This is a genomic window from Streptomyces sp. NBC_01176 (genome assembly GCF_045039825.1).
GTDB lineage: Bacteria > Actinomycetota > Actinomycetes > Streptomycetales > Streptomycetaceae > Streptomyces.
This window is the reverse complement of record NZ_CP108600.1, coordinates 3,735,498-3,762,488: the sequence shown is the minus strand read 5'-3', so window position 1 is coordinate 3,762,488 and position 26,991 is coordinate 3,735,498. Positions and strand designations below refer to the sequence as shown.

General features: G+C 70.9%; 25 protein-coding genes and 1 riboswitch. Of the genes, 13 read left to right on the top strand and 12 right to left on the bottom strand.

Annotated features, from left to right (window positions below; genetic code table 11):
• The first annotated feature begins 52 nt into the window (after positions 1-52).
• Positions 53-1,525 carry a catalase gene (locus tag OG199_RS15995; protein WP_405829993.1) on the top strand — a complete coding sequence of 491 codons (1,473 nt, stop codon included), beginning with the start codon at positions 53-55 and terminating at the stop codon, positions 1,523-1,525.
• Between the two features lie 89 nt (positions 1,526-1,614).
• Here OG199_RS15995 and OG199_RS15990 read toward each other — a convergent pair whose 3' ends face one another.
• Both OG199_RS15990 and hisN read right to left on the bottom strand, forming a co-directional pair.
• Positions 1,615-2,007 (bottom strand): cyclic nucleotide-binding/CBS domain-containing protein, encoded by a 393-nt coding sequence (locus OG199_RS15990; RefSeq protein ID WP_266701263.1) that lies wholly within the window; start codon positions 2,005-2,007, stop codon positions 1,615-1,617.
• 182 nt (positions 2,008-2,189) lie between these two features.
• Positions 2,190-2,990, bottom strand: a complete 801-nt coding sequence (gene hisN, locus OG199_RS15985; RefSeq protein ID WP_266701264.1) for a histidinol-phosphatase — start codon at positions 2,988-2,990, stop codon at positions 2,190-2,192.
• 298 nt (positions 2,991-3,288) lie between these two features.
• Here hisN and OG199_RS15980 point away from each other — a divergent pair, with 298 nt between their 5' ends.
• Complete coding sequence (locus OG199_RS15980; RefSeq protein ID WP_356809593.1) at positions 3,289-3,897, top strand: TetR/AcrR family transcriptional regulator; 609 nt, start codon at positions 3,289-3,291, stop codon at positions 3,895-3,897.
• Positions 3,898-4,111: 214 nt separating this feature from the next.
• On the opposite strand, the gene OG199_RS15975 is transcribed toward OG199_RS15980, so the two are convergent.
• The 4 genes from OG199_RS15975 to OG199_RS15960 form a co-directional block, all read right to left on the bottom strand.
• Positions 4,112-4,435, bottom strand: coding sequence for a multidrug efflux SMR transporter (locus OG199_RS15975; RefSeq protein ID WP_266701266.1), 324 nt, complete (start codon positions 4,433-4,435; stop codon positions 4,112-4,114).
• A 180-nt stretch (positions 4,436-4,615) separates the two neighbouring features.
• Complete coding sequence (rsgA, locus tag OG199_RS15970) at positions 4,616-5,626, bottom strand: ribosome small subunit-dependent GTPase A (protein ID WP_356799627.1); 1,011 nt, start codon at positions 5,624-5,626, stop codon at positions 4,616-4,618.
• A 16-nt stretch (positions 5,627-5,642) separates the two neighbouring features.
• A complete protein-coding gene (aroA, locus tag OG199_RS15965; RefSeq protein ID WP_356799629.1) occupies positions 5,643-7,001 on the bottom strand; it encodes a 3-phosphoshikimate 1-carboxyvinyltransferase in 1,359 nt (452 codons plus the stop codon).
• A 256-nt stretch (positions 7,002-7,257) separates the two neighbouring features.
• Positions 7,258-7,980, bottom strand: coding sequence for a M50 family metallopeptidase (locus tag OG199_RS15960; RefSeq protein ID WP_356799631.1), 723 nt, complete (start codon positions 7,978-7,980; stop codon positions 7,258-7,260).
• A 50-nt stretch (positions 7,981-8,030) separates the two neighbouring features.
• Between OG199_RS15960 and OG199_RS15955 the strand changes: the two genes are divergently transcribed.
• From OG199_RS15955 to OG199_RS15910, 10 genes are all read left to right on the top strand, one after another.
• Positions 8,031-8,846, top strand: a complete 816-nt coding sequence (locus OG199_RS15955; protein ID WP_405829990.1) for an SOS response-associated peptidase — start codon at positions 8,031-8,033, stop codon at positions 8,844-8,846.
• A 46-nt stretch (positions 8,847-8,892) separates the two neighbouring features.
• On the top strand, positions 8,893-9,531 hold the full coding sequence (locus tag OG199_RS15950) for an alpha/beta family hydrolase (protein ID WP_405829989.1): 639 nt from the start codon (positions 8,893-8,895) through the stop codon (positions 9,529-9,531).
• 297 nt (positions 9,532-9,828) lie between these two features.
• On the top strand, positions 9,829-10,512 hold the full coding sequence (sigR, locus tag OG199_RS15945) for an RNA polymerase sigma factor SigR (RefSeq protein WP_153288710.1): 684 nt from the start codon (positions 9,829-9,831) through the stop codon (positions 10,510-10,512).
• Positions 10,509-10,811, top strand: coding sequence for a mycothiol system anti-sigma-R factor (rsrA, locus tag OG199_RS15940; protein WP_148010381.1), 303 nt, complete (start codon positions 10,509-10,511; stop codon positions 10,809-10,811). The genes sigR and rsrA overlap by 4 nt, the downstream gene beginning before the upstream one ends.
• A gap of 213 nt (positions 10,812-11,024) precedes the next feature.
• Positions 11,025-12,395 carry an HD-GYP domain-containing protein gene (locus tag OG199_RS15935; RefSeq protein ID WP_405829988.1) on the top strand — a complete coding sequence of 457 codons (1,371 nt, stop codon included), beginning with the start codon at positions 11,025-11,027 and terminating at the stop codon, positions 12,393-12,395.
• The gene (locus OG199_RS15930) at positions 12,392-13,792 is read left to right on the top strand and encodes an HD-GYP domain-containing protein (RefSeq protein ID WP_405829986.1); all 1,401 of its coding nucleotides are present in this window, start codon (positions 12,392-12,394) and stop codon (positions 13,790-13,792) included. Before OG199_RS15935 ends, OG199_RS15930 begins: the two co-directional genes overlap by 4 nt.
• A gap of 153 nt (positions 13,793-13,945) precedes the next feature.
• Entirely contained in the window at positions 13,946-14,926 is a 981-nt protein-coding gene (locus OG199_RS15925) for a hypothetical protein (RefSeq protein ID WP_148010382.1), read from the top strand.
• 101 nt (positions 14,927-15,027) lie between these two features.
• A complete protein-coding gene (def, locus tag OG199_RS15920; RefSeq protein WP_356799641.1) occupies positions 15,028-15,678 on the top strand; it encodes a peptide deformylase in 651 nt (216 codons plus the stop codon).
• 328 nt (positions 15,679-16,006) lie between these two features.
• Complete coding sequence (cyc1, locus tag OG199_RS15915) at positions 16,007-17,092, top strand: epi-isozizaene synthase (protein ID WP_356799643.1); 1,086 nt, start codon at positions 16,007-16,009, stop codon at positions 17,090-17,092.
• On the top strand, positions 17,089-18,459 hold the full coding sequence (locus OG199_RS15910) for a cytochrome P450 (RefSeq protein WP_401799551.1): 1,371 nt from the start codon (positions 17,089-17,091) through the stop codon (positions 18,457-18,459). Before cyc1 ends, OG199_RS15910 begins: the two co-directional genes overlap by 4 nt.
• A gap of 36 nt (positions 18,460-18,495) precedes the next feature.
• Here OG199_RS15910 and OG199_RS15905 read toward each other — a convergent pair whose 3' ends face one another.
• Positions 18,496-19,458, bottom strand: a complete 963-nt coding sequence (locus OG199_RS15905; protein WP_405829983.1) for a GlxA family transcriptional regulator — start codon at positions 19,456-19,458, stop codon at positions 18,496-18,498.
• Between the two features lie 94 nt (positions 19,459-19,552).
• Between OG199_RS15905 and OG199_RS15900 the strand changes: the two genes are divergently transcribed.
• Positions 19,553-19,702, top strand: coding sequence for a hypothetical protein (locus OG199_RS15900; protein WP_266701277.1), 150 nt, complete (start codon positions 19,553-19,555; stop codon positions 19,700-19,702).
• Here OG199_RS15900 and OG199_RS15895 read toward each other — a convergent pair.
• The 5 genes from OG199_RS15895 to OG199_RS15875 all read right to left on the bottom strand — a co-directional run bounded on the left by OG199_RS15895 (position 19,677) and on the right by OG199_RS15875 (position 26,950).
• Positions 19,677-20,135 (bottom strand): hypothetical protein, encoded by a 459-nt coding sequence (locus OG199_RS15895; RefSeq protein WP_401799555.1) that lies wholly within the window; start codon positions 20,133-20,135, stop codon positions 19,677-19,679. The genes OG199_RS15900 and OG199_RS15895 overlap by 26 nt on opposite strands.
• A 100-nt stretch (positions 20,136-20,235) precedes the next feature.
• The gene (locus OG199_RS15890) at positions 20,236-22,314 is read right to left on the bottom strand and encodes a putative Ig domain-containing protein (RefSeq protein ID WP_405829981.1); all 2,079 of its coding nucleotides are present in this window, start codon (positions 22,312-22,314) and stop codon (positions 20,236-20,238) included.
• A 372-nt stretch (positions 22,315-22,686) separates the two neighbouring features.
• Positions 22,687-23,700, bottom strand: coding sequence for a ribonucleotide-diphosphate reductase subunit beta (locus OG199_RS15885; RefSeq protein ID WP_356799653.1), 1,014 nt, complete (start codon positions 23,698-23,700; stop codon positions 22,687-22,689).
• On the bottom strand, positions 23,700-26,117 hold the full coding sequence (locus tag OG199_RS15880; RefSeq protein ID WP_405829978.1) for a ribonucleoside-diphosphate reductase subunit alpha: 2,418 nt from the start codon (positions 26,115-26,117) through the stop codon (positions 23,700-23,702). Before OG199_RS15880 ends, OG199_RS15885 begins: the two co-directional genes overlap by 1 nt.
• Positions 26,118-26,243: 126 nt before the next feature.
• Positions 26,244-26,399, bottom strand: a riboswitch (cobalamin riboswitch).
• A gap of 32 nt (positions 26,400-26,431) precedes the next feature.
• The gene (locus OG199_RS15875) at positions 26,432-26,950 is read right to left on the bottom strand and encodes a GNAT family N-acetyltransferase (RefSeq protein ID WP_405829976.1); all 519 of its coding nucleotides are present in this window, start codon (positions 26,948-26,950) and stop codon (positions 26,432-26,434) included.
• Positions 26,951-26,991 lie beyond the last annotated feature (41 nt).

The following is a 26,991-nucleotide window of genomic DNA, read 5'->3' as shown; positions in this document are numbered from 1 at the left end:
TGTCCATTGTAGGATCGGATCGATAGTGGCCGGGGAACAGGTCCGGGCAGGAATGACGCAGGAGGCGCACGTGACGCAGGGACCGCTTACGACGGAGGCCGGTGCGCCGGTGGCCGACAACCAGAACAGCGAGACCGCGGGTGTCGGCGGCCCCGTGCTCGTCCAGGACCAGGTGCTGCTGGAGAAGCTCGCCCACTTCAACCGTGAGCGCATCCCGGAGCGCGTCGTGCACGCCCGGGGCGCCGCCGCGTACGGCACCTTCACGCTCACCCGGGACGTGTCGCGGTGGACGCGCGCGAAGTTCCTCTCCGAGGTCGGCAAGCAGACCGAGACGTTTCTGCGCTTCTCGACGGTGGCCGGGAACCTCGGCTCCGCGGACGCGGTCCGTGACCCCCGCGGCTTCGCGCTGAAGTTCTACACCGAAGAGGGCAACTACGACCTCGTCGGCAACAACACCCCGGTGTTCTTCATCAAGGACGCCATCAAGTTCCCCGACTTCATCCACACGCAGAAGCGCGACCCGTACACCGGCTCGCAGGAGGCCGACAACGTGTGGGACTTCTGGGGGCTGTCCCCCGAGTCCACCCACCAGGTGACCTGGCTCTTCGGTGACCGCGGCATCCCGGCCTCCTACCGCCACCTCAACGGGTACGGCTCGCACACGTACCAGTGGAACAACGCGGCCGGCGAGGTCTTCTGGGTCAAGTACCACTTCAAGACCGACCAGGGCATCAAGAACCTGACCACCGAGGAGGCCGTCCGTCTCTCCGGCGTCGACCCCGACTCCCACCAGCGCGACCTGCGTGAGGCCATCGAGCGCGGCGACTTCCCGTCCTGGACCGTGCAGATCCAGGTCATGCCGGCGGACGAGGCGGCGCACTACCGCTTCAACCCGTTCGACCTCACCAAGGTGTGGCCGCACGCGGACTACCCGCCGATCGAGATCGGCAGGCTGGAGCTCAACCGCAATCCGGAGAACGTCTTCGCCGAGGTGGAGCAGTCGATCTTCTCGCCCGCGCACTTCGTGCCGGGCATCGGCCCCTCGCCCGACAAGATGCTCCAGGGACGCCTGTTCGCCTACGGCGACGCGCACCGCTACCGCGTCGGCGTCAACGCCGACCACCTGCCGGTGAACCGCCCGCGCGCCACCGAGGCGCGTACCAACTCCCGTGACGGCTCCCTGTACGACGGCCGGCACGGTGGTGCCAAGAACTACGAGCCGAACAGCTTCGGCGGCCCGTTCCAGACGGACCGCCCGCTGTGGCAGCCGACCGCGGGCTTCACTGCGGGCACCGGCAACCACGAAGCCCCGGTCCACTCCGAGGACACCGACTTCGTGCAGGCCGGTGACCTCTACCGGCTGATGTCCGAGGACGAGCGGGGCCGTCTGATCGAGAACCTGGCGGGCTTCATCGCCAAGGTCTCCCGTGACGGGATCGCCGAGCGCGCGATCGCCAACTTCCGTCAGGCGGACGGTGACTTCGGCAAGCGGCTGGAAGCCGCGGTCCAGGCCCTGCGCGGCTGATCACCAGCACTGGATCGCTTGTCGCCGACGGCGGGCCGGATCTCCTCGGACGACGAGGGGTCCGGCCCGCCGGTGCGGGCGGGACCCGCTCAGGCCGGTACGCGCTGCCGGGCCGGTGCCCAGCAGCGGATGATGTCGCGCACCGAGACGATGCCGACGGGGCCGCTGCCGTCGAGCACGATCAGATGGCGGAAGCCGCCGTGCGACATCGCCGCCGCGGCCTCCTCCAGGGTCCAGACCGGGGCGGCGAAGACGACCTCGGTGGTGGTGTGGGTGTCGGCGGTCTCGGCGTCGGGGTCCTGACCGAGGGCGAGCGAGTTGAGGATGTCACGCTCGGTGAGGATGCCGACACCACCGGCGTCCTCGTCGAGGACGACGGCCGCGCCGACGCGGCGTGCGGACATCAGACGGGCCGCCTGGCGGAGGGTGTGGGCCGGGCCGATGGTGAGGACCACCGTGCTCATGGCGTCGCGGACGAGCATGGAAGGAGCCACCTCCTACGAATCCGTCGACCTTGCGAGCGGATTCACAAGTTCACAAGTGGGGGGACTCTCAGAGTCGCAGTTAAAGGGACGGTCAACAAGGGGGCGCGTGCCGTGAGATCGGGGGCGCCCAGGGGTTACTCAGAAACCCCAGGTCACCCCGGGGTGCGCAGGAATCCGCTTCAGTAGCGCTGATTCAGGTACCCGAGCATCTCGTCGTGGAGGATGCCGTTCGAGGCGGCCGCGTTGCCGCTGTGCGGGCCCGGACGGCCGTCGAGGCCGGTGAAGGAGCCGCCCGCCTCGGTCACCACGATCGCGTTCGCCGCCATGTCCCAGAGGGACAGCTCCGGCTCGGCGCAGATGTCCACCGACCCCTCCGCGACCATCATGTACGGCCAGAAGTCGCCGTATCCGCGGGTGCGCCAGACGGCCTTCGTCAGGTCCAGGAAGCCGTCCAGGCGGCCCTGGTCCTCCCAGCCGGACAGCGAGGAGTACGCGAAGGAGGCGTCGGCCATCCGGGAGACCTGGGAGACGCGCAGCCGCGAGGCCGAGGAGAGGCTGCGGCCGGTGAACGCGCCGTGGCCCTTCGCCGCCCACCAGCGGCGGGCGAGCGCGGGCGCGGAGACGACGCCGACGACCGGCTGGTAGCCGCCCTCGACGGCTTCCATCAGGGAGATCAGCGTGGCCCAGACGGGGACGCCCCGGACGTAGTTCTTGGTGCCGTCGATCGGGTCGATCACCCAGCGGCGCGGGCCCGTGCCCTCGATGCCGTACTCCTCGCCGAGGACCGCGTCGCGCGGCCGTGCCCGCTGGAGATGACCGCGGATGAGCTCCTCGGCGGCCTTGTCCGCCTCGCTCACCGGCGTCATGTCCGGCTTGGTCTCGACCTTCAGGTCGAGCGCCTTGAACCGGTCCATCGTCGCGGCGTCGGCGGCGTCCGCCAGGACATGGGCCAGGCGCAGGTCATCGCGGTAGTCGGGCATGACTGCACCGTATATGGGTCCCTCGGGCCACAGCCAGACGGCCCGGGGGAACAAGCGGGGTCGTTCGGGTCGCGCCACGGGGAAGCCGGTGCGGCACGCGTTCTCCTTCTCGCGGCCCGGGTGATCGCGGGCACGCGGTCGTTCGGGGAGCCGGTGACGGAGGCCGCGTAAGGCCGGGTGATCGTCGCGGCGCGCACCGGCTCGCGTACGCCCCTCGGCGCCGCCGCGAACCCTTGACAGTGCCCGTGCACGCGTCAAATCTGAGCTGCAGTGCCGCCCGCTCGCCCCAGGGAGGCGAATGATGCCTGCAGCGCGGGATTCACTTCTGGACGCCGCTCACACGGCGCTCGCCCGTCGGCCGTGGTCCACGGTGCGGATGGTCGACGTCGCGGCCGTGGCCGGAGTGTCCCGGCAGACGCTCTACAACGAGTTCGGCAGCAAGGAAGGGCTCGCACGAGCACTCGTGCGGCGGGAGGCCGACGGCTATCTCGCCGGCGTCGAACGCGCGCTGGCCGCGCACGCGGACGCGCGCGAGCGGCTGGTCGCGACCGCCGAGTGGACCATGTCGGCGGCACGTGGCAACGCGCTGGTACGGGCCATGCTCACCGGCTGCTGGAGCGAGCGGCTGCCCTCGCCCACGCTCTCGGCGGTGCCGTCCTCGTCCGCGGTGCCCGCGCAACGGCGGGCGGACGGGCCGCTTCCGTCGCCGGCCGACTTCGTGGCCCTCGTCAGAGACCGGGCCGTCGCGGCGCTCGCCGGTCCCGGCGCGACCCGGGCCGACGCCCTCGAACTGGCCGGATCCTGCGAGCTGGTGACGCGGTTGGCGCTGTCGTGCGTGGCGGCTCCGCCGGGGGAGGGCGGGGTGACGGACCTGGTGCGGGGCGCGTTGCCCCGGCAGTGGCGGTGAGAGTCGCGCCGCGCGGTCCGGCGTCGCCCTTCACGGTGGGGTCACCGTACGGTCCGGTGTCGCCCTTCACGGTCGGGTCACCGTACGGTCCGGCGTCGCCCTTCACGGTCGGGCCACCGCGCGGTAGGGCGTCGCCCCTCACGGTCGGGCCACCGTACGGTCCGGCGTCGCCCCTCACGGTCGGGCCCTGCCCCGGTCCCGGTGGGCGGGCGGGTCAGTGGGCCGATCCCGAGAGCTGGAGGCCGACGACGCCGATGATGACGAAGCTGATCGAGACGATCTTCAGGGTCGACACCAGGTCGCCGAGGAAGATCATTCCGTAGATCGCCGTGCCGGCCGCGCCGATGCCCGTCCACACCGCGTACGCCGGGCCGACGTCGAGTTTCTTGAGGGAGAGGGTCAGCAGGCCGAAGCTGCCCAGTGCGAAGACGCAGAAGGCGACTGTCGGCCAGAGTCTGGTGAAGCCGTGCGAGAGCTTCAGACAGACGGCGAAACCGGTTTCGAGCACTCCTGCCACAACGACCAGCAGCCACGCCATGTCTTGTCCTTCCGCGTCCGCACGTCGACTGCTCCGTCTGGCTCGGATCAGGCCAGCGGTCCCCGAGGGCGCTGGGTGCGATTATGCATTTACCGGGCTGCCGCGGACGCAAACAACGCGGAGGTCACGAGGGGAACCTCGATCGTCCCGTACGGGGGGACACGCGTGGGCGTACCGGGATCAGTCGCCCTCCGTGCGTTCGCGTGTCGCCAGCAGCCGGCGCAGCGAGTAGAGCCGGGCCGGGTCCGCGTGGCCGTCGGCCACCCACTGGTCCAGGGCGCAGTCCGGTTCGTCGTGGCTGCACGCGCGCGGACAGCCCTCGGTGCCGGGTTCGAGGTCGGGGAAGGCGTGGATGACCCGGGACGGGTCCACGTGGTGCAGGCCGAAGGAGCGGACACCGGGGGTGTCGATGACCCAGCCCTCGCTGCCCGGCAGCGGAATCGCGCGCGCCGAGGTCGTGGTGTGCCGGCCGCGCCCTGTCACCGCGTTGACATGGCCGGTGCTGCGCCGCCGCTCCAGCGAGACCAGCGCGTTGACGAGGGTCGTCTTGCCGACGCCGGAGTGCCCGACGAACGCCGTGATCTTGCCGTCGAGTTGCTTGCGCACCCGCTCCACCGCCGTGCCGCTCTCCAGCTCCTCGCGGCTGGTCACCACGTAGGGCACGCCCAACGCCCCGTACATCTCGAGGAGTTCGTCGGGCGGGGCGAGGTCGGACTTGGTCAGCACCAGCAGCGGCTCCAGGCCGCCGTCGTACGCCGCGACCAGACAGCGGTCGATCAGCCGCGGGCGCGGCTCGGGGTCGGCGAGGGCCGTGACGATGGCGAGCTGGTCGGCGTTGGCGACCACCACGCGCTCGTACGGATCGTCGTCGTCGGCCGTCCGGCGCAGTACCGAGGTCCGCGGCTCGATCCGGACGATGCGGGCGAGGGTGTCCTTCGCGCCGGACAGGTCGCCGACGAGGGCGACGCGGTCGCCGACGATGGCCGCCTTGCGGCCCAGTTCGCGGGCCTTCATCGCCAGGACCGTACGGTCCTCGACGAGGCAGGTCAGGCGTCCCCGGTCGACGGTGAGGACCATGCCCTCCGCCGCGTCCTCGTGCTTGGGGCGGATGTTCGTACGCGGCCGGTTGCCCTTGCGGTTCGGCCGCTGGCGGATGTCGTCCTCGTCGGTGTTCTTGCCGTAACGGCGCATGATCCAGGTCCGCCCGTCAGTTCCCGAGCGTTCCGGGGGTCCCGAGCATTCCGGTCCACAGGTCGGGGAAGTCCGGCAGCGTCTTCGCCGTGGTCGCCACGTTCTCGATCTGCACGCCCTTCACGACCAGCCCGATGATCGCGCCGGCGGTGGCCATGCGGTGGTCGTCGTACGTGTGGAAGACGCCGCCGTGCAGCCTGCGCGGGCGGATGTGCAGCCCGTCGGCGGTCTCGGTGACGTCGCCGCCGAGTTCGTTGATCTCCTTGGTGAGCGCGGCCAGCCGGTCCGTCTCGTGCAGCCGCAGATGGGACACGCCGCGCAGGGTGGAGGGGGAGTCCGCGAGCGCGGCGACGGCCGCGATGCCCGGGGTCAGCTCGCCGACCTCGCCGAGGTCCACATCGATACCGTGGATCGCACCCGAACCGGTGAACTCCAGTCCCCTGTCGGTCAGTTCGCAGGAGCCACCCATTTCGGTGAAGATCTCCCGCAGTCGGTCACCGGGCTGGGTGGTGCGCGCGGGCCAGTCGGGTACGACGACCGTGCCGCCCGTCACCAGGGCCGCCGCGAGGAACGGCTGCGCGTTCGACAGGTCCGGCTCGATGATCAGGTCCCGGCCGAGCAGCGCGCCCGGGGTGACCCGCCAGACGTTGGGCTCGCCGCCCGACTCCGGGGTGTCCACCTGGGCGCCGACCGCGCGCAGCATGTCGACCGTCATCCGGATGTGCGGCATGGAGGGGAGCGTCGAGCCGATGTGACGGACCTCGACACCCTGGTTGAAACGGGGGCCGGAGAGCAGCAGGGCCGAGACGAACTGGGACGAGGAGGACGCGTCGATCTCCACCGGGCCGCCGTCCAGGGCGCCCCCGCCGTGCACCGTCAGTGGCAGCGCGCCGCGCCCCTCGTCGTCGATGCGGGCGCCGAGCAGGCGCAGCGCGTCGATCACTCCGTTCAGCGGGCGCTCGTAGGACCGCGGGTCGCCGTCGAAACGGATGGGGCCGTCGGCGAGCGCGGCCACCGGCGGCAGGAAGCGCATCACGGTGCCGGCGTTGCCGACGTCCACCGTGGCCGGGCCCTGCAGGCCCGAGGGGATCACCCGCCAGGCCTCGCCGGAGGCGTCCGGGCCCGCCGCGACCGTGGAACTGGACGCCACCGTCTCCTCGACACCGACCCCCATCGCGCGCAGCGCGCCCGCCATCAGCAGTGTGTCGCGGGAGCGCAGCGGGCGGCGCAGCCAGCCCGGCTCGGAGGCGAGCGCGGCGAGGACGAGGGCGCGGTTGGTGACCGACTTCGACCCGGGCACGTGGACCGTCGCGTCGACGGCTCCGCTCGCGTGCGGGGCGGGCCAGAGGGCGGTGTGGGCGGGGTTCGCGGTCATGGGCCCCACTTTAGTGGCTGGGGGTGGGCGGAGATCTTGATCAAAAGTGGCGGAACCTGAACGAAAACGCTCCGCTGGGTGGGGAGGGGGGTGGGGGAGGGGAGGGGTGGATGTGGGTGCGGGTGGAAGTGGGCGGGTGCGGGGCGGAACGAAAGGGGAGGGGGTGCGGGGGAGCGTCGGGTGCGGGTGGGTGGGGGCTGGGCGCGCAGTTCCCCGCGCCCCTTTCGGGGCGCGTGTGCCGGGGTCGGTCGAGGGGTCAGAGCGGGAGGAGCCAGTGGGCGCCGACCAGGAGGGAGCAGAGGGACACCGCGTGGAAGAGGAAGAGCCAGACGCCGGCCGGTACGTGGGTGAGGCGGGAGAGCTGGTCGGCGTCCGAGTCGCGGGCGCCGCCGCGACGGCGCTTGGCCTGGAGCTCGAAGCCCGGCCGGACACCGCCGAGCAGCAGGAACCACACCACGGCGTACGCGAACGCCGCCTGCACCTGGGGCCCGGCGAGCCAGGACACCATCACGAACAGACCGCCGGTGAGGACCACGGTGAGCATGCCGTACGCGTTGCGGATCATCACCAGCATCGCCACCAGCAGAGCCGTGGCCAGCCACAGCAGCAGCGTGATGCGTCCGGCGCCGAGCAGCGCGGCGCCGCCGAGCCCGAGCAGCGGAGGGGCGGTGTAGCCCGCGGCGGCGGTGAGGATCATGCCGAGGCCGGTGGGCTTGCCGCGGCTGACGGTGAGGCCGCTGGTGTCGGAGTGCAGCCTGATTCCGCTGAGGCTCCGCCCGGTGAGCAGGGCGACCAGCCCGTGGCCGCCCTCGTGCGCGATGGTGATGGTGTTGCGGGAGACGCGCCAGACGCCGGGCGGGACGATCACGGCGAGGGCCGCCACCAGGGTGGCTATGACCACCCACAGATCGGGGTCCGGCTGGGTGCCGGAGACCTGGTCCCAGAGTGAGGCCAGCGAAGTGGATGCGGTGCTGTCCATTGTCTGCGGTGGCTCCCTCAGGTGTCGCGGAATCTGGCAGTCTGGCACGTATGTGCGGACGGTATGCAGCGAGTCGTGGGCCCGAGGATCTCGCAGGAGTCTTCGAGGTGGAGAAGTGGGAGCCGGAGGAGGCCCTGGCGCCCGACTACAACGTGGCCCCGACGAAGGAGGTCTACGCCGTCCTGGACCGCCCTCTGAAGGACGCCGCCGGCCCGAGGCCGGTTCGCCAGCTGCGCAGACTCAAGTGGGGACTCGTCCCGTCCTGGGCCAAGACACCCGAGGGCGGCGCCCGGATGATCAACGCGCGGGCGGAGACCGTGCACGAGAAGCCCTCGTACCGCCGTGCCTTCGCCACCCGGCGCTGCATCGTGCCCGCCGACGGCTACTACGAGTGGGTCACCGGGGCCGCCGAACGCGACCTGGAGGTCGAGGGCAGGAAGAAGCGGTCGCGCAAACAGCCGTACTTCGTGCTCCCCGCCGACGGCTCGGTCTTCGCGATGGCCGGGCTGTACGAGTTCTGGCGGGACCGGACGCTTCCCGACGAGCACCCGCTGGCCTGGTGGGCGACCTGCTCCGTCATCACCACCGAGGCCGAGACGGACCCGCTCGCGGACGGCCCGGCCGAGGGCCCGCGGACCCTGGCCGACATCCACCCCCGGATGCCCCTGATGCTCACCCCGGACCGCTGGGACGCCTGGCTCGATCCGGCCCGTACCGACGTCGACGAACTGCGCGCGCTGCTCACCCCGCCGCCCACCGGGCTGATGCGCGCCTACCCCGTCTCAACCGCCGTCAGCAGCGTCCGCAACAACGGTCCGGAGCTGCTGAAGGAGCTGACGGGGCCCGAAGAGGGCACACTGTTCTGACGTGACGGACTCAGACGTGACGGACTCAAACGTGACGGACTCTGACATGACGGACGACGTGACACAGGTCGTCGAGACGGATGCCGGAACCGCCCGCCTCACCTGGCACCGCGCGCAGCGGGCACGGCTCGTGCTCGCCGTGAGCCACGGAGCGGGCGGCGGCATCGAGGCCCGGGACCTGCGGGCGCTGGCGCGGGTGCTGCCCGCCCACGGAGTGAGCGTCGCGCTCGTCGAGCAGCCCTGGCGGGTGGCCGGGAAGAAGCTGGCGCCCGCGCCGAAGACGCTGGACGTGGGATGGCGGGGCCTGTGGCCCGCGGTCGCGAAGTCCGGGCTCCCCGTGATCGCGGGCGGGCGCAGCGCCGGAGCCCGCGTCGCCTGCCGCACGGCGACGGAACTCGGCGCCGCCGCCGTCCTCGCGCTGAGCTTCCCGCTGCACCCGCCGGGCCGGCCCGAGAAGTCCCGCGCCGGGGAACTCCTCGGCTCCGGGGTGCCCACCCTCGTCGTCCAGGGCGGCAACGACCCCTTCGGGAAGCCGGAGGAGTTCCCGGAGGGCTCCTATGGACTGGTCGAGGTGCCGTACGGCGATCATGGCTTCGCGGTCCCCCGACGGGCGCCGCTCGACCAGGACGAGGCAGTGAGGATCGTCACCGACGGCGTCGTGCGATGGAGCGCGGCACTGACGTAGACGGAGCCGTCACCGGCGTGGAGGTGGAGCGCGTCACTCACGAGAACACTGGGAATGTCGCGCGGCGGTCGGCTGTTGTGCCGAGCAGGAAGCACGGACCGTGCTGAACCGTTCGAACGAGAGGAAGTCCGCCGCATGGGTTCGACCATCTGCCCGAGCCGCAGCAGCGCTGAGCTGGACTGGACGGTGCTGCACGCGTCGAAGGCCGCCCCCGTTCGGGCGGCGGCGGGTGTGGATGTTCGTCTATCCTCCGATTCGAGTGGGACCGGTTTCGGTTCCACCACATCGCTGGAGGAGGTGGGTCCGGTCACTGGGACCGACGCAGGGACCGAACACGGCCAGGCGGAGCAGCCCGAGGGCCAGGGCACGGGTGCGGAATCGACCGCCGAGCGCACCGCGCGCTTCGAGCGGGACGCGCTCGAATTCCTCGACCAGATGTACTCGGCCGCCCTGCGCATGACGCGGAACCCGGCCGACGCCGAGGACCTGGTGCAAGAGACGTACGCGAAGGCGTACGCGTCCTTCCACCAGTTCCGTGAAGGCACCAACCTGAAGGCTTGGCTCTACCGCATCCTCACCAACACCTTCATCAACTCGTACCGCAAGAAGCAGCGCGAACCCCAGCGCAGCGCGGCCGAGGAGATCGAGGACTGGCAGCTCGCGCGTGCCGAGTCGCACATGTCGACCGGTCTGCGGTCGGCCGAGTCGCAGGCGCTGGACCACCTGCCCGACTCGGACGTCAAGGAAGCGCTGCAGGCGATTCCCGAGGAATTCCGCATCGCCGTCTATCTCGCGGACGTCGAGGGCTTTGCGTACAAGGAGATCGCGGACATCATGGGGACACCCATCGGCACGGTGATGTCCCGGCTGCACCGGGGCCGTCGTCAACTGCGCGGCATGCTCGAGGACTACGCCCGTGACCGTGGCCTGGTCCCGGCCGGCGCCGGAGAGTCGAACGAAGCGAAAGGCTCGGGCTCATGAGCTGCGGAGAGCCGCACGAGACGGATTGCAGTGAGGTACTCGATCACCTTTACGAGTTCCTCGACCATGAGATGCCGGACGCGGACTGCACCAAGTTCGAGGTGCACTTCGAGGAGTGCTCTCCGTGTCTCGAGAAGTACGGCCTGGAGCAGGCCGTGAAGAAGCTGGTCAAGCGGTGCTGCGGGCAGGACGACGTGCCGACCGACCTGCGGGCGAAGGTGATGGGCCGGATCGACCTGATCCGCTCCGGACAGACGGTGCCGGAGCACGACGTCAGCGCGACACCCCAGGAATCCTGAACCTCCGGGACTCCCTCGGGGACCCCTGAACCACCGGGCGCCGTCCCCCTGGGTGTCCGACCTCGGGGCGCGGCGGCCCCTCGGGGAAATCGTCCGGTTATCACCCGAACGTGCGAATCCGTGGGCTTCGAGCCCGCGGATTCCGCCGTTGCCGCCCCCACCCCCGCGCCGCGCCCCTAGGCTCCGGAACCTGAGCGGGGAGGGGACGCGGAGATGGGGACGATTCCGGCAGGGGCCCGGGTGTACGTGGCCTGTGTCGTCCTCGCCGCCCTCGCCTGCCTCGCCCCCCTGCCGGCCGTTCGCACCTCCTGGTGGATCGTCGCCCTGCTCGCCGCGCTGTACGCGGGATGCGAGCGGATCACCCTGCCGCACGGCCCCAGGGGCGCCGCCACCCGTGCCGCCGAGCGGCGCGCGCCGCAGGGCCTGGGCACCTTCCTCCCCGTGCTGCTCGCCGGCGCCTTTCTGCTGCCGCCGGCCGCCGCCGCGCTCGTCGCACTGCCGGGGGCGCTGCTCGCCCGGGTGGAGCAGCGCCCGCGCGGACTCCGCCGGACCTGGCGCGCGGCCCAGCTCGCCGTCGCCGTCTGGGCGGCCTCCCGGGTGCACTGGGCGCTGGACGGCCGGGACGCGGTCCTCGCACCCCGCTTCCCGTACGCGCTCGTCCCCGCCGGGGCCGCGGTGCTCACCTTCTGTCTGGTGCTGACCGTCCTCGACGGCGGGATCCTGGCCCTGGCCGAACGGGTCCCGGTGCGCACCGCCTGGCGCGGCCTCTTCTCCCGCTCCCTCGCCTCCGTCGCCGTGCACGGACTCGCCGGACTGATGATGGCGGTCCTGTGGCGCAGCCCGTACGGGCCGGTCGCCGCACTCCTCGTGCTGCTGCCGATGTACGTCTCGTGCTGGGTGTTCGCCCAGTACCACCGGGAACGGGCCGCCCACCAGGCCACCATCCGGGCTCTGGTGCAGGCCGTCGACATCAAGGACGGGTACACCCGCGGACACAGCGAGCGGGTCGGACAGGCCTCCATGATGATCGCGCGCGAACTCGGCATGGACGACGAGCGGGTCGAGGTGCTGCGATTCGCGGGGATCCTGCACGACGTGGGCAAACTCGGGGTGCCCACCCGGCTGTTGCGCAAGGACGGGCCGCTCACGCCGGACGAACGGCGGATCATCGAACTGCATCCCGAGTACGGCCACGAGATGGTGCGCGGGATCGGCTTCCTCGGGGAGGCCCGCTCGGCGATCCTGCACCACCACGAGCGGCTCGACGGGAGCGGCTACCCGTACGGACTGGTCGGAGGGCAGATCCCGGAGTTCGCCCGGGTGGTGGCCGTGGCCGACGCCTTCGACGCGATGACGTCGACCCGGTCCTACCGCAGGGCCCGTCCGGTGCCCGCGGCGCTGGCGGAGCTGGAGCGCTGCGCCGGGGCGCAGTTCGACCCCGGGATGGTGCGCGCCCTGGTACGGGCCCTGGACCGGCACGGCTGGCACCCCGCGGTGACCGCCGGCGACGACCGGACGACGGCCCCCGTCCCGCGTCCGACGGACAGCCGTCCCGCCGACAGCGCGGGCCGGAGAGGCCCATGAACCCGGCGGAGCGGAGCGCCGCCGCCCCGCGCCGACGCGAGGAGCGCGAGGGCTACGCGGAGCGTGAGGGATACGCGGAGCGCGAGGGCTACGCGGAGTACGAGGAGTACGCGGGGTCCGCCCGGTCCCGGGCCGACGCCGATCACCCCCTCACCGGCCCGCACCGCGACACCTTCGGCACACTCGCGCGTACCGGTGCCGCGCTGCTCGCCGTCGTCGCCCTGGCCGTCACCCTCTGGAGCGGTATCGACGAACGCGGGACGGCCCTCGCCTTCGGCATTCTCGTCACCGTGGGGGAACTCACCCGCTGGAGCGGCACCGAGGACCGGGAGTCCGCTCCCCTCGGGGCCGCGGGCGCGCTGTCCTACGCGCTGCTGGGCGAGCAGGCGGGGCACCCCAGCCAGCACGGGGCGCTCCAGGTCGTGGCCGTCGTGAGTGCCGCCGCGCTGCTGGGCTGCGTCCCGCACGTCGCCCGCGGCGGCGGGCCGACGGTCGACCACCTCACCCGGCGCGTGCTGACCGTCGCCTTCGCCGTCGTCTGCTTCCAACCTCTCTACAACCGGGGGAGGTTGATGGGATGGGCCGGCCCCTCGTACGCCCTGCTGCTGGTCGCGCTGCTGGTGCTGACCGCGCTGTGCGACGCGGTGCTCGCGGCCGCGATGGCGCACGCCCGGACCCGCTGGCCCTTCGGACCGCTGCTGCGCGACGAACTGCGGGCCACCCTCGGCATCGGGTCCGCGGTCTGCGCGACCGGGGCCGTGATGTCGCTCGCGGTGGCGGTCGTGGGGCTGTGGGCGCTGCCCGTGTTCTCGCTGCCGCTGCTGCTGACCCAGCTGTCCTTCCGGCGGTACGCCGCCGTGCGGGTCACCTACCGGCAGACCATCGCCTCCCTCGCGCGGGCGACCGAGATCGCCGGCTACACCCCCGCGGGGCACGCCCGCAGAGTGGCGGCGCTCAGCCGCGCCGTCGGGCGTGAGCTCGGACTCTCCGAGCCCGACCTGACCGTTCTGGAGTACGCGGCCCTGATGCACGACATCGGACAGCTCAGCCTCGTCGATCCGGTCCCGGCCGGCGCCACCTCCGCGCTCTCCGCCGAGGAGCAGCGCCGTATCGCCCTCCTCGGTGGCGCGGTCGTACGCCAGACCGGGGTGGACGCCGAGGTCGCGGTGGTGGTGGAGCGGCAGGCCGATCCCTACCGGGAGCAGCCGGTGAACGCGCGGATCGTACGGACGGTGAACGCCTACGAGGAGCTGGCGAGGGAAGCGGGGCCGGGAGGACCCCTGACCGCCCTGGAGAAGCTGCGGCTGGCCACGGCCCACGACCATCAGCCCGAAGTCGTGGAGTCGCTGGCCAGGGTCCTGTTGCGGGGCAGCCTTACCCTGCCCCAGGCTGGGTAACCCATGGGTAATGAGCGCCCGTCCGACGGTACGTGGTTGGATGCGAGGAAGAGGGTGTTCGGGGGCACGGGCCACCCCGTGGCCGCACTGTCTTCAAGGGACTCTTCGAGCGACCGGCAGGCGGGAATCGCAAGGAACTGGCAGGCGGGAATCGTGAGGATCTTCGGCAAGGGACGACACCGGCCCTCCGCCTCATGGCGGCAGGCCACCGACCGTGCGTTCACGCTGATCGGTGACGGCCGGTACGAGGACGCGGGCGCGCTGCTGACTCGCGCCGCGGACCTGGAGCCGTGGCTGTCCGAGTCCTGGTTCAACCTGGCCCTGCTGCACAAGTTCCGGCACGACTGGGAACAGGCCAGGGCGGCCGGTCTGCGGGCCGTCGCGCTCCTGGACCGGGAGGCGGGCGCCCCCGACTGGTGGAACGTCGGCATCGCCGCGACCGCCCTGCAGGACTGGCCGCTGGCCCGCCGTGCCTGGCAGGCGTACGGGCTGCGGGTGCCCGGCGGAGCCGCCGTCTCCGGCGAGCCGGCGGGCATGGACCTCGGCAGCGCGGCCGTACGGTTGTCACCGGAGGGCGAGGCCGAGGTCGTGTGGGGCCGCAGGCTCGATCCGGCCCGGATCGAGGTGCTGTCCATTCCGCTTCCGTCCTCCGGGCGGCGCTGGGGCGAGGTCGTCCTGCACGACGGAGTGCCGCACGGGGAGCGGACCACCGCCGCCGGGCACGCCTACCCCGTCTTCGACGAGATCGAGCTGTGGGCGCCGTCCCCGGTGCCCACCTGGGTCGTCCTGCTGGAGGCGGCCACCGAGGAGGACCGGGACGCCCTGGAGCAGCTCGCGGCCGACGCCGGCTTCGCCGCCGAGGACTGGTCGTCCTCCGTACGGCTGCTGTGCCGGATGTGCTCCGAGTCCCGGATGCCGTCCGACGAGGGCGACGGCGAGCACCTCGACCCGCACGACCACAGCGAGCCGGGTCACCCGGGTCCGCTCGGCCACCGCACCGACGGGCAGCTGTGGGTGCCCGAGCGGGAGTGCGGGCTCGCGGCACCGGCCTCGCTGGTGCGCGGACTGCTCGACGGCTGGGTCGCCGACAGCCCCGACTCCCGGGACTGGCGGGACCTCGAAGAGGTCTGTTGACCGGTTCCCGCCGGGCGCGGACGCCTGCCGAGGGGTGCGCGCGGCCCCGTAGGCTGTATGCCGCAGAACTCTCATGGATTCCAGGAAGGCGTACGTCGGTCATGGCGCAGCAGGACACCGAACAGCAGCACGCGGGCGTGCTCCCCGTGGACGACGAGGGTTTCGTCATCGACACCGAGGACTGCGAGGAGCGTGAGGCCGCCTACCGCGAGCCCGGCACCTCGCGGCCGATCACGGTCGTCGGCAACCCGGTGCTCCACAAGGAGTGCCAGGACGTCACGGAGTTCGACGACGAGCTCGGCCGGCTGGTCGCCGACATGTTCGCCAGCCAGCGCACCGCCGAGGGCGTAGGCCTGGCCGCCAACCAGATCGGCGTCGACCTGAAGGTCTTCGTGTACGACTGCCAGGACGACGAGGGCACGCGGCACGTCGGTGTGGTCTGCAACCCCGTCCTCGTCGATCTGCCCGCCGACCGGCGCCAGTTGGACGAGAGCAACGAGGGCTGCCTCTCCGTGCCGACCGCCTACGCGCCGCTGGCCCGCCCGGACTACGCCGAGGTCACCGGGCAGGACGAGAAGGGCCATCCGGTCAAGGTGCGGGGCACGGGCTACTTCGCGCGCTGCCTCCAGCACGAGACCGACCACCTGTACGGCTACCTCTACATCGACCGGCTCTCCAAGCGTGAGCGCAAGGACGCGCTGCGGCAGATGTCCGAGAACGAGCCCCGCTACCCGATCGTCGCGAACGACTGAGCCGCGGCCGTGAACGGCTGAGACAGAAAACGACAGACGGGGCCCGCGATCTTCCGTGGGTCCCGCGCGAACGGCGCCTGGTCGGAGACTTCCCTGACCAGGCGCCGTTCGTATGTGCGTCGCACGTTCGATCGCCTGCGTCCTCTAATGATCCATATTCAGTCATGCAAGGGGGTGTTCTCGGCACTCTCCGGTAGTGAGTGGAGCAAATCCATTCCCAGAACAGTCAGTTGTGGTGCTGAATGGGAAGTGCGGGGATACGCAACGGCGCACGCCCGGCACGACGAGAGGGGCGTAGCGCCAACTGGCGGCTGAGAGGGGTTTGTTCGTGCATGCTTTCTCACACGGCACTTCATCGACACCGACCGTGGTCGCGGTTCCACCGGCACTCTCACTCCCGGTGATCGAGGCCGAGTTTCCCCGTCAACTGCATCCGTATTGGCCCAGGCTCCAGGAGAACACACGTTCGTGGCTCCGGGAAAAACGGCTCATGCCTGCCGACAAGGTCCAGGAATATGCCGACGGCCTTTGCTATACGGACTTGATGGCGGGCTACTACATTGGCGCGGCCGACGAGGTCATGCAGGCGATAGCGGACTACAGTGCGTGGTTCTTCGTCTGGGACGACCGGCACGACCGGGACGTCGTCCACGGGAGGTCGGCGGCCTGGCGGAGGCTCAGGTTCCAGCTCCATGAGGCGCTGGACTCCCCCCGGGAACACCTGCATCACCCGGATCCCCTGGTCGCGGGGTTCGCGGACAGTGTGGTGCGGCTGTACTCGTTCCTGGGCGACAAGTGGAACGCGCGCTTCGCGCGGCACTTCCACGCGGTGATCGAGGCATACGACCGGGAATTCCGGAACCGTACCTCCGGAACCATTCCCACCGTCGAGGAATATCTCGAACTCCGGCGGCTCACCTTCGCCCACTGGATCTGGACCGATCTCCTGGAGGCGAGCGCGGGCTGTGAACTCCCCGCCGTCGTACGGAACAGTTCCGTATATCGGCGGGCGGCCCTGCTGAGTCAGGAATTCGCCGCCTGGTACAACGATCTCTGTTCGCTCCCCAAGGAAATAGCGGGCGACGAGGTGCACAATCTCGGAATCAGTCTCATTCATCACGAGGGGCTGACTCTCGAGAGTGCCGTCAAGGACATGCGGCAACGGGTCGAGGAATGCGTCACCGAATTCCTCGAAGCGGAGGAGGAGCTCGACGAGTTCGCCGACACGCTCGCGGACGGCTCCGTGCGAGGAAAGGAACTGAGCGTCGCCGTGAAGTCCTGCCTCGGCAATATGCGGAACTGGTTCAGCTCGGTCTACTGGTTCCACCACGAGTCCGGCCGGTACACCGTCGACAGCTGGGACGACCGATCCACACCCCCGTACGTCAACAACGAAGCGGCAGGTGAGTCATGACCGTCGAGTCCGTAAGGCCCGCGCACCCCGAGGCGCCGGAGCTGCCCGCCCCGCCCCTCGCCGGAGGCGGTGTCCCCGTCCTCGGCCACGGCTGGCAACTGGTCCGCGACCCGCTGGGTCTCTTCGCCCGGCTGCGGGAGCACGGCGAGGTCGTCCGGCTCAGGCTGGGCCCCAAGACGGTGTACGCGCTCACGTCGCCGGCCCTCACCGGAGCGATGGCGCTGAGCCCCGACTTCAAGATCGACGGACCGCTCTGGGAGTCCCTGGAGGGCCTGCTCGGCAAGGAGGGCGTCGCCACCGCCAACGGGCCCCGGCACCGCCGTCAGCGGCGCACCATACAACCCGCGTTCCGGCTCGACATCATCCCCGAGTACGGGCCGGTCATGGAGGAGGAGGCGCGGGCCCTCGCGGAGCGCATGGGGTCGGGGCAGGCCGTCGACTGCACCTCCGAGTCGTTCCGGGTCGCCGTGCGCATCGCGGCCCGCTGCCTGCTGCGCGGGGAGTACATGGACGAGCGCGCCGAGCGCCTCAGCATCGCGCTCGCCACCGTCTTCCGAGGCATGTACCGGCGCATGGTGATCCCGGCGGGCCCGCTCTATCGGCTGCCGCTTCCGGCCAACCGCAAATTCGACCGCGCATTGGCCGATTTGCATGTCCTGGTCGACGAGATCGTGGCCGAACGCCGCGCATCTGGTCAAAAGCCGGACGATTTGCTGACGGCCTTGCTGGAAGCGAAGAACGAGAACGGTGAGCCGATAGGGGAACAGGAGATCCACGACCAAGTCGTAGCGATACTCACCCCCGGCAGCGAAACCGTCGCGTCCACGATCATGTGGCTGCTGCAAGTCCTCGTGGAACACCCGGAACACGCCGACCGGGTCGCCGAGGAGGTCAAATCCGTAGCCGGGGACCGGCCCGTCGCATTCGACGACGTCCGGAAGCTGTCGCACACGAACAATGTCGTCGTCGAGGCGATGCGGCTGCGCCCCGCGGTATGGATTCTGACGCGGCGTGCGGTGACCGAAACGGAGCTCGGCGGCTATCGGATTCCGGCCGGTGCCGACATCGTCTACAGCCCGTACGCGATCCAGCGTGATCCGCGGTCGTACGACGGACATCTGGATTTCGACCCCGACCGCTGGCTTCCGGAACGCGCCAAGGACGTGCCGAAGTACGCCATGAGCCCCTTCAGCGTGGGCAACCGGAAGTGCCCGAGTGACCACTTCTCGATGGCGCAGCTCAGCCTGATCACGGCGACGGTGGCGTCCCGTTGGCGCCTGGAGAAGGTGTCGGAGTCGAACGACACGACCCGCGTCGGCATCACGCTGCGGCCGCACCGGCTGCTGCTGAGGACCGCGCCGCGCTGACCGTGCGTGACGGCCCGCGTCCGTACCGGTGCGCGGTCAGGCGGCCCCCGGGACCCTGAACGTGCGCCGGTACGCCTGCGGGGTCGTCCCCAGACTCCGTACGAACTGGTGGCGCAGCGCGGCCGCGGTGCCGAAGCCGGTGCGGCCCGCGATCGAGTCCATCGTCTCGTCCGTGGCCTCCAGCAACTCCTGCGCCAGCAGCACCCGCTGGCGCAGGATCCAGCGGTACGGCGTGGTGCCGGTCTCCTGCTGGAAGCGGCGCGCGAAGGTGCGCGGGGACATGTGGGCGCGGGCCGCGAGCTGTTCGACGGTCACCTCCTCGTCGAGGTGGCGCTCCATCCACACCAGCACCTCGCCGACCGTGTCACAGGTGGAGCGGGGCAGCGGGCGCTCGATGTACTGGGCCTGGCCGCCGTCCCGGTGCGGGGGCACCACCATGCGCCGGGCGATGGCGTTGGCGACCTCCGGGCCCTGCTCCTTGCGGACGATGTGGAGACAGGCGTCGATGCCCGCGGCGGTGCCGGCCGAGGTGATCACCGGGTCCGCGTCCACGTACAGCACGTCCGGCTCGACGGTCGTGCGGGGGTACTGCCGGGCGAGCTCGTCCGCGTGGTGCCAGTGCACGGCGCAGCGCCGCCCGTCCAGCAGTCCGGCCGCGCCGAGCACGAAGACGCCGGAGCAGACGCTGAGCACCCGGGCGCCGCGGTCGACCGCGCGGCGCAGCGCGGCGAGCAGTTCGGGCGGGTAGGAGCGGGAGGCGTAGGCGTTCCCGGCCGGCAGGGCGATCAGGTCGGCCGTCTCCAGCCGGTCGAGACCGTGCTCCGTGTGGAGCGAGAACCCCGCGTGCGTGCTCAGCGTCGGGCCCTCGGCGGAGGCGACCGCGAAGTCGTACACGGGCAGCCCGTCCTCGCTGCGGTCGATGCCGAACACCTCGCAGACCACGCCGAGTTCGAAGGGATGCACTCCGTCGAGCAGCACGGCGGCCACGTTCTTCAGCATGCCGTCCAGTGTGCCTGAGAGTTGGCAGGAATTCGAGGGTGCACGGCAGTGCTGCCACTGACGGTAAGGAGTAATCGGCGCGACAGTACTGTTCATGAACTCATTCATGGACAACCTCGTCGGAATGCTCCCCGTCCTCGCCGTCCTCGCGGCCCTCGCCGTGGTGGCGCTGCCGTCGCTGATCGGACTCGCGCACGAGCGGCGCGTGGACCGTCAGATCAGGGCTTCGTCACTCGCACGGTGACCGTCCACTCCTGGAGTCCCTTGCACGACATCCGGTGCGGCTCGGTGGCGCACAGGGGGCGGGACGAGGTGAGGTGTACGATCCCGGCCGAGACCGCCCGGAAGGCGGCGGAGGCGTCGCCCGGCTGGAGGACGATCCCGCTGTTGGTGGCCTCCAGACCGTTGCCGTCGGCCTTGACGGGCGTCCAGGGCCGGGCGGCGGTGCCGTCCAGGGAGAGGCGGAGCTCCCCGCCCGTCGCGAGGCAGTATGTGCGGCCGGCGTCGGCGGTGCCGAGCTCCGCGGGCGCCGTGCCACAGCCCTGGGAGTGCTTCGTGGGGGACGGGGACACGGTGCCGCTGCCTCCCGCGTCGCCTCCGCCCTGGGTGCCGCAGCCCGCGAGCAGCAGCGTCAGGGTGGCGAGGGCGAGGACCGGGTGAGTGTGCGTAGGGCGCATGGGGGTGACCTCCTTGCCGCTTGGACGTGTCACCCGCGTATCAGGATCCCCACCGGAGGGGCGGGACCCCGGCCGCGGTCCGGCCGGGGTCCCGCGGTGCTCAGCTGGTCGTGACGGCGGTGTCGTCGAGGACGAAGCTGGTCTGGAGCGAGGAGTCCTCCACGCCGCTGAACTTCAGGGTGACGGTGGAGCCGGCGAACGAGGAGAGGTCGAAGGTCTTCTGGGCGTACCCGGTGGCCTTGTTGAGGTTGGAGTACGTGGCCAGGGTGGTCGATCCGGCGGTGACCGTCAGCTTGTCGTAGGCGCTGCTGGTGGTGGTCTCCGCGGTGTCGATGTGCAGGTAGAAGGTGAAGCTGGCCTTGCAGCCGGCGGGGATGGTCACCGACTGGGAGAGCGTGTCGGTGTGGGTGGAGCCGTAGCCGTCGAGCCAGGCCTTGTACGAACCGCCGTGCGCCGCCTCACCGGTGTCGGTCGTGATGACGCCGCTCGACGCGGTCCACGAGGTGCTGCCCGACTCGAAGCCCGGGTTGCCGAGCAACTGCGCCGAGGTGCAGCCGCCGCCGGAGGTGCTCACGGTCCACGTGAACGAGGCCGAGCCGGAGGCGCCCGTGCTGTCCTTCGCCGTGACGGTGACCGCGTAGGTGCCCGCGGTGCTCGCCGTGCCGGAGATCAGTCCGGTCGAGGCGTTGATGGACAGCCCCGTCGGCAGCCCGGTCGCGCTGTACGTGAGGGCCGCGCCCGCGCTGTCACTGGCCGTGATCTGCAGACTCACCGAACTGCCCGTCGCGGTGGACCGGTTGCCCGGGTTGGTGACGGTCACCGTGTTGCCCGTGCTGGTGCCCGAGGTGAAGGCGGCCGTGCCGTTGGGGGTGCCCCAGCCGGTCGGTCCGTCGTAGCCGGTGGTCGCGGTGCAGAAGTACGACGGCGAGCAGGAGCCGTTGTTGCCGCTGGTCACGTCGTAGAGGCTCGACGTGTGGGCGTAGGGGTACTTCGCCGGGTAGTCGGCGGACCCGGGGGTGCCGGCCAGTGCGTACACACCGGCGATGATCGGCGCCGAGGCACTGGTGCCGCCGTAGACCGCCCAGCCTGAGCCGCCGTAGGTGTCGTAGACGGCCACGCCGGTGGCGGGGTCGGCTACCGCGGAGACGTCGGACTCCATGCGTCGCGAGCAGCCGGTGTCGGTCTGCCAGCTCGGCTTGGCGTCGTACGCGGAGCAGCCGGAGCCGGTGCCCTCGGTGCTGCTGGTCTTCCACACGGACTCGGTCCAGCCGCGGGAGCCGGAGGACGTGGACAGCGCGGTGCCGCCGACGGCGGTCACGTACTGGGACGTGGCCGGGTACTCGGCGCCGTAGGCCTCGTCACCGGAGGAGACGGTGATGGCGACGCCCGGGTGCTTGAAGTACGAGGTGTCCTCGCTCGTCTGGGAGGACGACTCGGCGCCGCCCCAGCTGTTGGACACGAACTTCGCGCCCAGCGCGACGGCCTCGTTCTCGGCGGTGCCGAGGTTGGCGTCGGTGGGTGAAGTGGCCTCCACGAGAATGATGTTGCAGTTCGGGCAGACGGCGCTGACCATGTCGATGTCGAGCGCTTCCTCGCCCGCCCAGCCGCTGTCGTTCGTCGGCAGCGAGGTGGTCGAGCCGGTCTGGCTGACCTGCTTGAAGCAGCCGTTGGCCTTGGTGCAGGCCGACAGGCCGAACTGCGAGCGGTAGGTGGCGAGGTCCGACTCGGCGTTGGGGTCGTTGTAGGCGTCGACCACGGCGACCGTCAGGCCCGAACCGCCGGTCGAGGGCAGGTTGTAGGCGCTGTGCAGGTTGGCCGGGCTGAGACCGGACACCGCGGCGGCGGCGTCGGGGGAGACCGCGGCGGCCAGCTTCTGCTTGATGTCGGTGCGGCGCTGGGCGAAGCAGGCCGCGTGACCGGGCGTCGGGGCGCCGCACAGATGGGTGGTCGGCACCTTCTGGCCCGCCCTGCCCGTCGCGTGGACGGCCTGGGCGGCCGGGGCGGTCAGGGCCTTCGCGTTCTGGGTCACGCGAGAGGTGTGTCCGGCGGCCGGCGCGGTCTGGGCGCCGGCGGCCGGGGCCGCCATGAGACCGGCGACGGTGAGGGCGAGTGCGGGGGCGGCGGCGGTCAGGAGTCTTCGCAACCGCCGGGCGGGCCTGCTGGAGCGTGTCTCACTCATGGGAGTGCTGCCTCCATCGGTTTGAGGCCGGTGCCGCGCGGGCCCGGGTGGGGCCGTACGCGGTTCCACAGCCGGGAGTGGGGTTCTCGGCGCTGAGCTGAGGTGCGGGCCCGTGACGCGCGTAGCGCGGTGAACGCACAGCTTTGTCATGGGCATGACACATTGATCGTCCAGGGATGCCACGGTGCGTGGCACGGCGGGACGGCCAGAACGTAACCGGGACGGACGGCACACGAACAGTCACGCCCGAAGAACTTTGCCGCTCCATAGGCGGGGATTGGAACGGGGATTGGCGTGGCTGGGGGCGGACGTGACGAAGCCGGGCCGCGCACGCGGCCCGGCCCCGTCACCCGAAGGCCCGTTCAGGAGCGGTCAGAACTCCTCGTCGAAGCCGACCGAGCCCTCCACGGCGACCTGGTACGCCGAAGGACGGCGCTCGAAGAAGTTGGTCAGTTCCTGGACGCCCTGGAGCTCCATGAAGGAGAAGGGGTTCTCGGAGCCGTAGACCGGGGCGAAACCGAGACGCTGGAGGCGCTGGTCGGCGACGCACTCCAGATACTGGCGCATCGACTCGGTGTTCATGCCCGGCAGCCCTTCACCGCACAGGTCGCGCCCGAACTGCAGCTCGGCCTCCACGGCTTCCCGCAGCATGTCGGTGACCTGCTGCTGGAGCTGGTCGTCGAAGAGCTCGGGCTCCTCCTTGCGGACGGTGTCGACGACCTCGAAGGCGAAGGACATGTGCATCGTCTCGTCGCGGAACACCCAGTTGGTGCCCGTCGCCAGACCGTGCAGCAGACCCCGGCTGCGGAACCAGTAGACGTAGGCGAAGGCTCCGTAGAAGAAGAGGCCCTCGATGCACGCGGCGAAGCAGATGAGGTTCAGCAGGAAGCGGCGCCGGTCGGCCTTGGTCTCCAGGCGGTCCAGCTTCTCCACCGAGTCCATCCACTTGAAGCAGAACTCGGCCTTCTCCCGGATGGAGGGGATGTTCTCGACGGCCGCGAAGGCCGCCGTCCTGTCCTCCGGGTCGGGCAGATAGGTGTCCAGCAGGGTCAGATAGAACTGGACGTGCACGGCCTCCTCGAACAGCTGGCGCGAGAGGTAGAGGCGCGCCTCGGGGGAGTTGATGTGCTTGTACAGCGTCAGGACGAGGTTGTTCGCCACGATCGAGTCGCCCGTCGCGAAGAACGCGACCAGCCGGCCGATCATGTGCTGCTCGCCCTCGGACAGCTTCGCCAGGTCGGCGACGTCCGAGTGGAGGTCGACCTCCTCGACGGTCCAGGTGTTCTTGATGGCGTCCCGGTAGCGCTCGTAGAAGTCCGGGTAGCGCATGGGACGCAGGGTGAGTTCGAAGCCCGGGTCGAGCAGGTTCTTCTCGGTGGAGCTCATTACTGACAGGCCTCGCAGGACTCGGGGTTCTCCAGGGAGCAGGCGACGGCGTCGGGGTCGGCGACCTGCTGGAGGGGGATGGTCTTCTCGGGCTGGGCCTGCGCCTGGGCGGCACGGGCGATACGGGTCGCCGGACGCGAGCGCAGGTAGTACGTCGTCTTCAGGCCCGACTTCCACGCGTACGCGTACATCGAGGAGAGCTTGCCGATGGTCGGCGTCTCCAGGAAGAGGTTCAGCGACTGGGCCTGGTCCAGGAACGGGGTGCGGGCCGCGGCCATGTCGATGAGGCCGCGCTGCGGGATCTCCCACGCCGTGCGGTACAGGTCGCGGACGTCCTGCGGCACCCAGGTGAAGCCCTGCACCGAGCCGTTCGACTCGCGCAGCGCCTCCCGGGTCTGCGCGTCCCACACCCCGAGCTTCTTCAGCTCGGCCACCAGGTAGGAGTTGACCTGGAGGAACTCACCGGACAGCGTCTCGCGCTTGAAGAGGTTCGAGACCTGCGGCTCGATGCACTCGTACACGCCCGCGATGGACGCGATCGTCGCGGTGGGGGCGATGGCGAGCAGGAGCGAGTTGCGCATGCCGACCGCGGCGATGCGCTCCCGCAGCGCCGCCCAGCGCTCCGGCCAGTTCAGCTCGACGGCGAAGTGGTCGGGGTGCAGCACACCGCGGGCGGTACGGGTCTTCTCCCAGGCCGGCAGCGGACCGTTGCGCTCGGCGAGGTCGGCGGAGGCCTCGTAGGCGGCGAGCATGATGCGCTCGGCGATGCGGGTGGAGAGCGCGCGGGCGGCGGGCGAGTCGAAGGGCAGACGCAGCTTGAAGAAGACGTCCTGGAGGCCCATCGCGCCGAGGCCGACGGGGCGCCACTTGGCGTTCGACCGGCCCGCCTGCTCGGTCGGGTAGAAGTTGATGTCGACGACACGGTCGAGGAAGGTGACGGCGGTACGGACCGTCTCGTCCAGCCGTGCCCAGTCGAGGTCACCGGTCGTCGTGTCGACGAACGCGCCGAGGTTGACCGAGCCGAGGTTGCAGACGGCCGTCTCCCCGTCGTCCGTGACCTCCAGGATCTCGGTGCACAGGTTCGAGGAGTGCACGGTGTGGCCCGGCTCCGCCGTCTGGTTGGCCGTGCGGTTGGCGGCGTCCTTGAAGGTCATCCAGCCGTTGCCGGTCTGCGCCAGGGTGCGCATCATGCGGCCGTAGAGGTCACGGGCCGGGATGGTCTTCTTCGCCAGGCCCTTCGCCTCCGCCGCGCGGTACGCCGCGTCGAACTCGGCGCCCCACAGGTCGACCAGACCGGGCACGTCGGAGGGGGAGAAGAGGGACCACTGCGCGTCGGCGTCGACCCGGCGCATGAACTCGTCCGGGATCCAGTGCGCGAGGTTCAGGTTGTGCGTACGCCGGGCGTCCTCGCCGGTGTTGTCCCGCAGTTCCAGGAACTCCTCGATGTCGGAGTGCCAGGTCTCCAGGTAGACCGCGGCGGCGCCCTTGCGCCGGCCGCCCTGGTTCACCGCGGCGACCGAGGCGTCGAGGGTCTTCAGGAACGGGACGATCCCGTTGGAGTGCCCGTTCGTGCCGCGGATCAGTGAACCGCGGGAGCGGATGCGGGAGTAGGACAGCCCGATGCCGCCCGCGTGCTTCGACAGGCGCGCGACCTGGTGGTAGCGGTCGTAGATGGAGTCGAGCTCGTCCAGCGGGGAGTCGAGGAGGTAGCAGGACGACATCTGCGGGTGCCGCGTACCGGAGTTGAAGAGCGTGGGGGAGGAGGGGAGGTAGTCCAGCCGGCTCATCAGGCCGTAGAGCGCGGCCACTTCGTCGACCGACCGGGCCGTGTCGTCCTCCGCGAGGCCGGACGCCACCCGGAGCATGAAGTGCTGGGGGGTCTCGATGACCTTGCGGGTGATCGGGTGCCGGAGCAGGTAGCGGCTGTGCAGGGTGCGCAGGCCGAAATAGCCGAAGCGGTCGTCGCCCGCGGTGTCGATCAGCGCGTCCAGCCGGGCCGCGTGCAGATCGACGAAGTCGGCCGTGCGGTCGGCGATCAGACCCTCGCGCCGGCCCGTGGTGATGGACTCGGAGAACGTCGTGACGCCCTGCGAGGCGGCCTCCTCCGCGATGCCGACCGTCAGCAGCCTGGCGGCCAGCCGCGAGTACACGGGGTCCTCGGAGATGAGGCCCGCGGCCGCCTCGGTGGCCAGCTCGCGCAGCTCCGCGTCGTCCGCGTGCGTGGACCGGCCGCGCAGGGCGGCGGCGGCGACCCGGCCCGGGTCGGCGCCGGGGAGGTCGGCGGTGAAGTCGGTCAGGGTACGCAGCAGCGTGGTACCGGGACCGTCCGTCTCCACCGGGGCCCGCTGCGCGGACTCCGCTTCCACCGGGGCCTGCTGGGCGGAAACTGAAACCGGGTCGGCTGGCGCGATGGTCACTTGGGGCTCTCCCTCGCTCGGCACGGGGCCTGGCGGAGGGCAGCGGGACACGCGACTCCGTTACGGGTACGCGTGCGTCCACCGGCCCATTCCACGAGGCCCGGACGTCGTCGGCGCCCGGCCGGCTGGCCGGGGCACGCTGTCGGCAGGTCCTCGGACTGAAGCCCGTGCGCGAATGCGCACAAGTACACCGTTGCGGGACAGTTCCGGATTCGCACCGGATTCCCCTGCGACGACAGCGAGCATGAGCATACATCTAGTGCCGGGCTGAGGAAGCACCCCCACATGTTGTGCCGTGTCGGCTTCGGGGGGCGCTACGGAGTGTGCCCGAGGGTCAACTCGTAGGTGAGGAGGAAGATGTCGTCGAGGTGCGGAACCGGGTTCCAGTCGCGCTCGGGGGTGCGGGTGAAGCCGAGGCGTTCGTAGAGGCGGTGGGCGGCGCGCATGGTGCGCTGGGTGGACAGCACCACGCGCGCGCAGCCCCCGGTGGCCCGTGCGCGGTCGACGCAGGCGCCCACGAGGGCCGTTCCCGCACCCCGGCCGCGGGCCTCGCGGGCGACGGCGAGCATCCGGATCTCGGCCTCGCCGGGCCGCGCGATGTCGGCCATGGGCCCGCCCCGGGGGACGAACGTCACGCCGCCGAGGATCCGTTCCCCCTCGACCGCGACGAGCACCTCGGCCGCGGCGGCCCGCTTCGCGACGTCCCGCAGCTCTCCGAGATACGGGTCGCTCTCCCCGTAGTCGAGCAGCCCGTCCCCGAGATAGGTCCGCACGGTGATCTCGCCGACGCCGGGGTACTCCTCCGGCCGCGCCGGCCTGATGACGATGTCCATGCCGGGAGTGTGCATCAGGGACACGGCGACGGGCCGCCGGA